Source organism: Trebonia sp. (assembly GCF_049794275.1).
Classification (GTDB): Bacteria; Actinomycetota; Actinomycetes; order Streptosporangiales; family Streptosporangiaceae; genus Trebonia.
In genome coordinates this window covers 1-6,736 of the sequence record NZ_JBARCR010000373.1, presented here as the reverse complement: position 1 = coordinate 6,736, position 6,736 = coordinate 1, and the positions used below count along the sequence as shown (strand labels likewise).

Sequence of the window (6,736 nt, the reverse complement as noted above, 5' to 3'; positions counted from 1 at the left end):
CGGTGCGCATCTCGCCGGTCTCGATTTCCGGCCCGTTCTGCCAGAAGGTGGCGCTCTCGATCAGCACCATGTCCCGCACCACCAGCCAGTCCAGGTTCGCCAGGCCGAACCGCTGCATGCGCGTGTCAGCCGAGCCGACGGCCGGGTTCTGGCCGAACAGGAAGTAGCCCTTGCAGGTCCCCTCGATCTGCGCACGGACGGTCTCATACGTGCTGTGGCTACCGGTGAGCCGGGGCAGGTAGTCGTAGCAGAAGTCGTTGTCGGCGGTGGCCGCGTCGCCCCACCACGCCTTGAGCAGGCTCACCGTGTATTCGCGGGTGTTGGCCCAGAAGCCCTTCACCACCGTCTCGGCTTGCACGTAGCTGTCCAGGTCGGTGCCGGTAGTGGCGAACGGCATGGGCAGGTAGCCGGGCAGCAGGTCGAACAGCGTCGGGATGTCGGTGGATCCCTGGATGGACGCGTGCCCGCGCAGCGCGAGGATCCCGCCGCCCGGCCGGCCCATGTTGCCGAGCAGGCTCTGCAGGATCGCCGCCGTGCGGATGTACTGCACGCCGACCGTGTGCTGCGTCCAGCCCACGCTGTAGACGAACGCCGTGGTCCTGTCCCGCCCGGAGTTCTCGGTGACCAGCTCGCATACCTGCTGGAAGACGTGCTCGGGCACCCCGGCGATCCGCGCCACCATCTCCGGCGTGTAGCGCGCGAAGTGCCGTTTGAGGACCTGGAAGACGCAGCGCGGGTGCTGAAGCGTCTCGTCGGTCTCCGGGGTGTGGTGGGCGGCGGCACCGCCGGACCCGTGCGACTCGCCGCGGGCCGCCTCGTGGATCCGGCATTCGTCGTCCCACTCCACGCCGCGGGCGCCGCTTGCTGCCCCCGGCTCGAACCCCTCGTAACGCCAGGCGAAGGGGTTGTAGCACCTCTGTTCCCTGTTCAGGCCGGAGAAGACGCCGTCCAGATCCTCGGTGTCGGCGAAGTCCTCGGACAGGATCACGGAGGCGTTCGTGTAGTTGAGGACGTACTCGTGGAAGTACTTCTCGTGGGTCAGCACGTAGTTGACCAGGCCGCCGACGAAGGCGATGTCCGCGCCCGCCCGCACCGGCACGAACATGTCGGCCATCGCGCTGGTCCTGCTGAACCGCGGATCGATGTGGATGATCTTGGCGCCGCGTGCCTTCGCTTCCATGACCCACTGGAACCCGACCGGGTGCGCCTCGGCCATGTTCGAGCCTTCGATGACGATGCAGTCGGAGTTCTGCAGGTCCTGCAGGAAGGTGGTGGCGCCGCCGCGCCCGAAGCTAGTCCCCAGACCGGGAACGGTGGACGAGTGTCAAATCCTCGCCTGATTCTCAATCTGTATCGCGCCGAGCGCGGTGAACAGCTTCTTGAGCAGGTAGTTCTCTTCGTTGTCCAGCGTTGCGCCGCCCAGGCTGGCGAACCCCATGGTGCGCCGGGTGCGGTGGCCGTGATGCTCCCATTGCCAGCCGTCGCTGCGCGCCTTGATGACCCGGTCCGCGATCATGTCCATCGCGGTGTCCAGGTCCAGCCGCTCCCACTCGGTGCCGTGCGGGCGGCGGTAGAGGACGTCGTACTGCCTGGCGTCCCCGGTCGTGAGCTGGAGGCTGGCCGAGCCTTTGGGGCACAGCCGTCCCCGGCTCACCGGCGAGTCCGGGTCACCCTCGATCTGTACGACCTTGTCTTTCGCGACATAGACGTTCTGCCCGCAGCCGACCGCGCAGTAGGGGCACACGGACTTAACGACCTTGTCCGCGGTCTTGGTCCGCGGGGTGATCCGCTGAGTCTTCGCGCTCTTCGCCGCCGCGCCGAGCCCGAGCCGGTCCTTGCCTGTCGCCTGCCGGTAGGCAGGCCACCGCTGCACCCAGTTCCACGGCGTCATGGTTTCCCCTTGGCCCTTTATATAGCGGCACGACAACGCTGAGTCCTGCTACTAACCATACGAGGGTTGGCTAAACGCGCCCTTCGGGGGGTGCGCACCCGTCACGGTAACGTCGGTGCCGTGGTCCGCTACCGGGTATTCGTCTCCGGCCGTGTCCAGGGCGTGTTCTTCCGCGACGCGTGCCGCCAGATAGCCGAGGAGCACGGCGTGAGCGGCTGGGTCAGGAACCTGCCCGACGGCCGGGTCGAGGCGGTCTTCGAGGGAACCCAGGACGACGTGCAGAAGCTCGTGGACTGGACCAGGCACGGTCCACGGCGGGCCGCGGTGGCGGACGTATGGGTGCGGCAGGAACAACCGGAGGGACTGGACATCTTCCAGGTCAGGTGACCGCGTCCAGCCGCCGGGCGCCCAGGTCAATGACCCCGGGGAGGGCGAGCAGCTGCCCGGCCGTCCACAGCGGGGTGCCCTCGCGGAGGGCGACGCGGTCCGTGTAGACGCCGGCCGGCAGCCAGAACTTATCCGTGCTCATCCGCTCGGTCACCACGATCCTGGCACCGGCCCAGCCGCCAGCGCGTCCGTCCTGCCCCGGCACCCAGTACACGCTTCCTGGCCGGCGTGCGGCCACCGCCGTGAGGTCCGCGAGGTGGCCCCGCTCCAGGTACTGCCACAGCCGCCCGCCGTCCAGCGGACTGTCGGTCAGCGGCGGCCAGTCGGCGGGCTGGCTGCCGGCGAACGGCATCACGAGCACCCCGGGGACCGCTGCCGGGTCGTCCCACGGCTCGGTCAGCCGGCCGTACACCGCGACCACCGCCTGCACCTTGTAGCCGTCCATCCAGCCGAGTAGCGTGCCGTCGCGCGGGACAGGGACGGCCGACTCGATCGCTTCACGGATGTCGTCAGGGACGGGTTCGTCGCGCCGGATCGCCACTCGCCCGCCGTCCCTTCGGTCCCACGGCCTGATGACGAACAGGTCGTCCCGCTCCATGATGAGGACGAAGAACCTGGCGCGGCCGGCGGCGTGGTTCATCAGGACCAGCGAACCGTACCTGTGCTCGGCGTAATGCCGCCGGATCGCCAGCGGGTAGCGGTAGAAAAGCCGCAGGCACGCCGCGAAGACCGAGTCGCCGGACTGGGCGTCAGCTGGCACGGCTCTTCTCTCCTCCTCTGAGATGAGATAGCCGAGGATGCCGCAGCGCATCCAGCCGAGACATCGGCCAGCTGACGGATAAAAGGCATTTATTCGGAACGGGCCCGTGGCGACTCCCGGGCAACGCAGGCACTGACCCCCGCGTTACCAGTTGCCGTGGTGGTCGGGCACCAGCATGACGAGTGGCAGCATGGCCACGAGCAGCGCCGCGAAGACGAGGAACACGCGTGCCTGGACCACACCCGGGTCAGCGCTGCGCGCGATGACCGCCGTGGTCACCGAGACCGCGGTGATCGCCCCGGCCTGGCGGAACATGCCGCGCAGCCCGGCGATGGCCGCCACCTGGTCGGGGGCGAGCTGCAGGCTCGCGTTGTTGGCGGCTGGGACCGATAGCCCCATGCCGCAGCCGGTGACGGCGGCGCCGATGGCCAGCCACGCGTAGGGCGACAGGGCTGGCGTGGCCGCCATCATCACCAGGCCGCCGGCCAGTATCGCGAAACCGCCGATCATCGGCAGCCGGTAACCGGTCCGCCGCAGCGCCATCGTCGCCGCGCCCGCGACCGCGATCATGCCGACCGCTCGCGCCGTGAGCAGGGTGCCCGCGCCAAGCGGCGCGATGTGGTACCGCTCCTGCGCGTAGAGCGGGACGAGGCCGGCGAAGCCGAGCGCGGCCGCCCCGTATACGTAGTTGATCAGGTTCATGACGCCAAAACCGCGCCCGCGCAGCAGTCGGTAGGGGACGAATGGCGCGGAGTCTCGCCGGGAGTGCCTGAGGAACAGGTACAGGGTCCCGGCCGCGATCGCCTCGCAGCCGAGGAAGACCGGGCTGTACAGCGGCACCTGCCCGCTGCCCAGGTAGGTAATGCCGAACATGGCGGTCGCGATCAAGACGGCAAGCAGCAGGATCCCGTGGATGTCGATGCGGCTGGCGGGACGGGTGGCGGAGGCGGGGATGAACTTCGCCGTCAGCGCTATCAGGACCAGGCCGATCGGCACGTTGACCAGGAAGATACCGCGCCACGACCAGTAGGTGACGAACAGGCCGCCGAGTACCGGGCCGATCATGCCGCCGACCGGCAGGATGGAAGTGAACATGCCCGTCGCGCGATCCCGTTCCGCGCCGAAATGATCGGACACGATGCCGGTGGCCGACGGCATGAACGCGCCGCCGCCGAGCGCCTGGATGAACCGCGCCAACAGCAGGAAAGCCATGTTGCCTGCGAAGCCGCAGCACAGTGAGGACAAGGTGAAAATGGCCGCGGAGATCATGAAGACCTTCTTGCGGCCGTACATGTCGCTAATCTTCCCGGCCATCGGCATGGCGATGACCTGGCCAAGCGCGTAGATCGAGATCGTCCACCCGCTCCAGTTGATGGTGGCGTGGAGTTCGCGTTCGATGGCGGGCAGCGCGGTGGCGACAATGGTCTGGTCGATCGAGGCCATGAACAAGCCGATGGAGACGATGGCGAAGACGAGCCTGCGCCGGTCAAGCGGTTCCGCGCCGAGCGCTGCGACCCGGCCCGTTTGCGCGATCTCTCCTGCGGCGCTCATGTACCGTAACATTACTTGCTTGCTAGCAAGCATTCTAACAAAATTCCGGAGATCGTGATGGATGCCGAACTCGTGGTCCGGTTGCGCGGGGTCATCCCCCGGCTTGCCCGGCAGTTCAACGAGACGTCCACGGGTGCGGACCTGACCCCCACGCAGTACTCCGTCCTGGCACTGGTCCGCGTCCGCGGCCCGCTGGGCCTGGCGGAACTGACGGAGCTGGAGGGGCTGAACCCGACGATGCTGTCGCGGATCGTCAAGGTGCTCGACGAGCGCGGCCTCATCCGGCGGCTGCCCGACCCGAGCGACATGCGCGCGGCGCGGGTGGAGGTGACGCCGGAGGGCGCACGGCTGCACGAACAGGTCAGGGAGCAGCGCACTCAGGTGCTTTCCGAGTGGCTGGAGCGGCTGCCCGCGGAGATCGCGGAACAGCTGCTCGCCGCCGTGCCCGCCATGGAAGCGCTGGCGGAGGCGGTCAAGTCCCCGCCACGCGCCACCTGAAGTGAGCCCTCCCGCGAAGTTCTATTCACGGAAGCTATACGATGGACAGATCTTGGTGATGGTTTCATTTTCGCTTTCGTCGCAGGCGCATCATTAGTTCACTTGAGCAACAATCAGGCTCGCGATTGTACAGTTTTATTGTCGCTTGTAAAAGCGCCACTGTGATACGTGTCACACCATAATCCCTGGTTAGAGTCCCGCCACTACGCTCCGCTCCATGCGTTGACGTCCGCGCCAATATCCGCGCCTACCATTACGGGTTACGGTCTGTTACAACTGAGCCGTACAGAGATTCGACGTGTACCGGCTCGTTGGCCTCTCTTTCGAGGAGGGCGATAGGAGACCATGTTCAGACTTAAGCGCGCCCGCATCGCTGCGGGCGGAGTAGCTGTGGCCGCGGCCGCGCTACTAATTGCCGGATGCAGCTCGAGTCCGTCGTCATCGACGGGTTCGACCTCGGCATCCTCTTCGGCCGCATCCTCTTCGACCTCGAGCGCCGCGGCGACCGGGTCGACCCGGATGGCGATCTTCTATTACAACCCGAGCCCGTACGGGATCGCGTCGCTGAAGGGCGCGCAGCAGGAGGCCGCCAAGCTGGGCGTCCAGCTCGACGCCTTCGACGCCAACAACAACCCGCAGCTGCAGTCCACGCAGATCCAGGACGCGATCACCACCGGTAAGTACAAGGCCTTCTGGGTGTGGGGTCTCGACGACCCCGCCCTCACGCCGGTCATCAACACCGCGATCAGCAAAGGCATCAAGGTCGCGTGCGCCGACTACACGTGGGGCACGTTGACGGAGCAGAACGTCCTGACAGCCAGCCCGACCTGCCTCACCACCGTCGGCCAGTCGATCGGCGCGGAGTCGACGAACCTGGAGCTGGCGATGAACTCGGCCTGCACGAAGCAGGTGGGAAGCGGCCACTGCAACATCGCCTTCCTGCCGGGGCTCGCCAACTACCCGACTGACACGGTTCGCATCAACGCGATGACGGCGTACTACAAGGGGAGGCCGAACTACACGTTCAAGGTGATGCCGCCCGGCCAGTACGACCAGTCGGACTCGCAAGCCGTCGCCCAGACGTTCTTCACCTCGAACAAGAACATCAACGTGTTCGCGACGTTCGGCGACCAGATGGCGCAAGGGACGATCACCGCGCTGAAGCTGGTCGGCGGCTACACGCCCGGCAAGAACATCGAGATCATCGGCTACGGCGGCGCGACGGAGATCGTCAACGAGGTCAAGGCCGGGACGGTCTACGCCACGCTCGGCCTGTACCCGGTCTCCGAGTCGCTGCTCTGCATCCAGTACCTGGACGCCGCGCTGAAAGGCCAGTCGATACCGACCGTGGTCAACATCATCAACCCGTCCACCCGCCCGGCGATCATCAACCAGGCGTACTTGAACTCGCACCCGAACTTTGTGCCGGACTGGACACTGGAGGGCGAGCCAGGGTGAGTTCAGCGGCGGCCGCGCACGTTCGGCTCGTCGAAATCGGCAAGCGGTACTCCGGCACCACGGCGCTCGACAACGTCAGCGTCGTGGTTGCCGGAGGTACCGTGCACGGACTCGTCGGGGCGAACGGCGCCGGGAAGTCAACGCTCGGGAAGATCATCGGAGGCGTGATCCGCCCCGACGACGGACAGCTG

The 6,736-nt window shown here is 66.9% G+C and carries 7 protein-coding genes; 4 read left to right on the top strand and 3 right to left on the bottom strand.

Features of this window, described 5'->3' with window-relative positions; all coding sequences use genetic code 11:
- A partial coding sequence (locus WA805_RS10210; protein ID WP_425242222.1) for a molybdopterin-dependent oxidoreductase occupies positions 1-1,891 on the bottom strand: 1,891 nt, incomplete at its 3' end.
- Between the two features lie 120 nt (positions 1,892-2,011).
- Here WA805_RS10210 and WA805_RS10205 point away from each other — a divergent pair.
- A complete protein-coding gene (locus tag WA805_RS10205; protein WP_422338065.1) occupies positions 2,012-2,278 on the top strand; it encodes an acylphosphatase in 267 nt (88 codons plus the stop codon).
- Here WA805_RS10205 and WA805_RS10200 read toward each other — a convergent pair.
- Entirely contained in the window at positions 2,271-3,038 is a 768-nt protein-coding gene (locus tag WA805_RS10200) for a hypothetical protein (RefSeq protein ID WP_422338064.1), read from the bottom strand. The two genes, WA805_RS10205 and WA805_RS10200, sit on opposite strands and share 8 nt — an antisense overlap.
- Positions 3,039-3,182: 144 nt before the next feature.
- Positions 3,183-4,589, bottom strand: a complete 1,407-nt coding sequence (locus WA805_RS10195; protein WP_422272425.1) for an MFS transporter — start codon at positions 4,587-4,589, stop codon at positions 3,183-3,185.
- Between the two features lie 57 nt (positions 4,590-4,646).
- Between WA805_RS10195 and WA805_RS10190 the strand changes: the two genes are divergently transcribed.
- The 3 genes from WA805_RS10190 to WA805_RS10180 all read left to right on the top strand — a co-directional run.
- Positions 4,647-5,087 (top strand): MarR family winged helix-turn-helix transcriptional regulator, encoded by a 441-nt coding sequence (locus tag WA805_RS10190; protein ID WP_422272426.1) that lies wholly within the window; start codon positions 4,647-4,649, stop codon positions 5,085-5,087.
- A 519-nt stretch (positions 5,088-5,606) separates the two neighbouring features.
- Positions 5,607-6,545, top strand: coding sequence for a sugar ABC transporter substrate-binding protein (locus WA805_RS10185; protein WP_425242221.1), 939 nt, complete (start codon positions 5,607-5,609; stop codon positions 6,543-6,545).
- Positions 6,542-6,736, top strand: a 195-nt coding sequence (locus tag WA805_RS10180) for an ATP-binding cassette domain-containing protein (RefSeq protein WP_425242220.1), incomplete at its 3' end; no start/stop codon positions are given. The genes WA805_RS10185 and WA805_RS10180, both read left to right, overlap by 4 nt.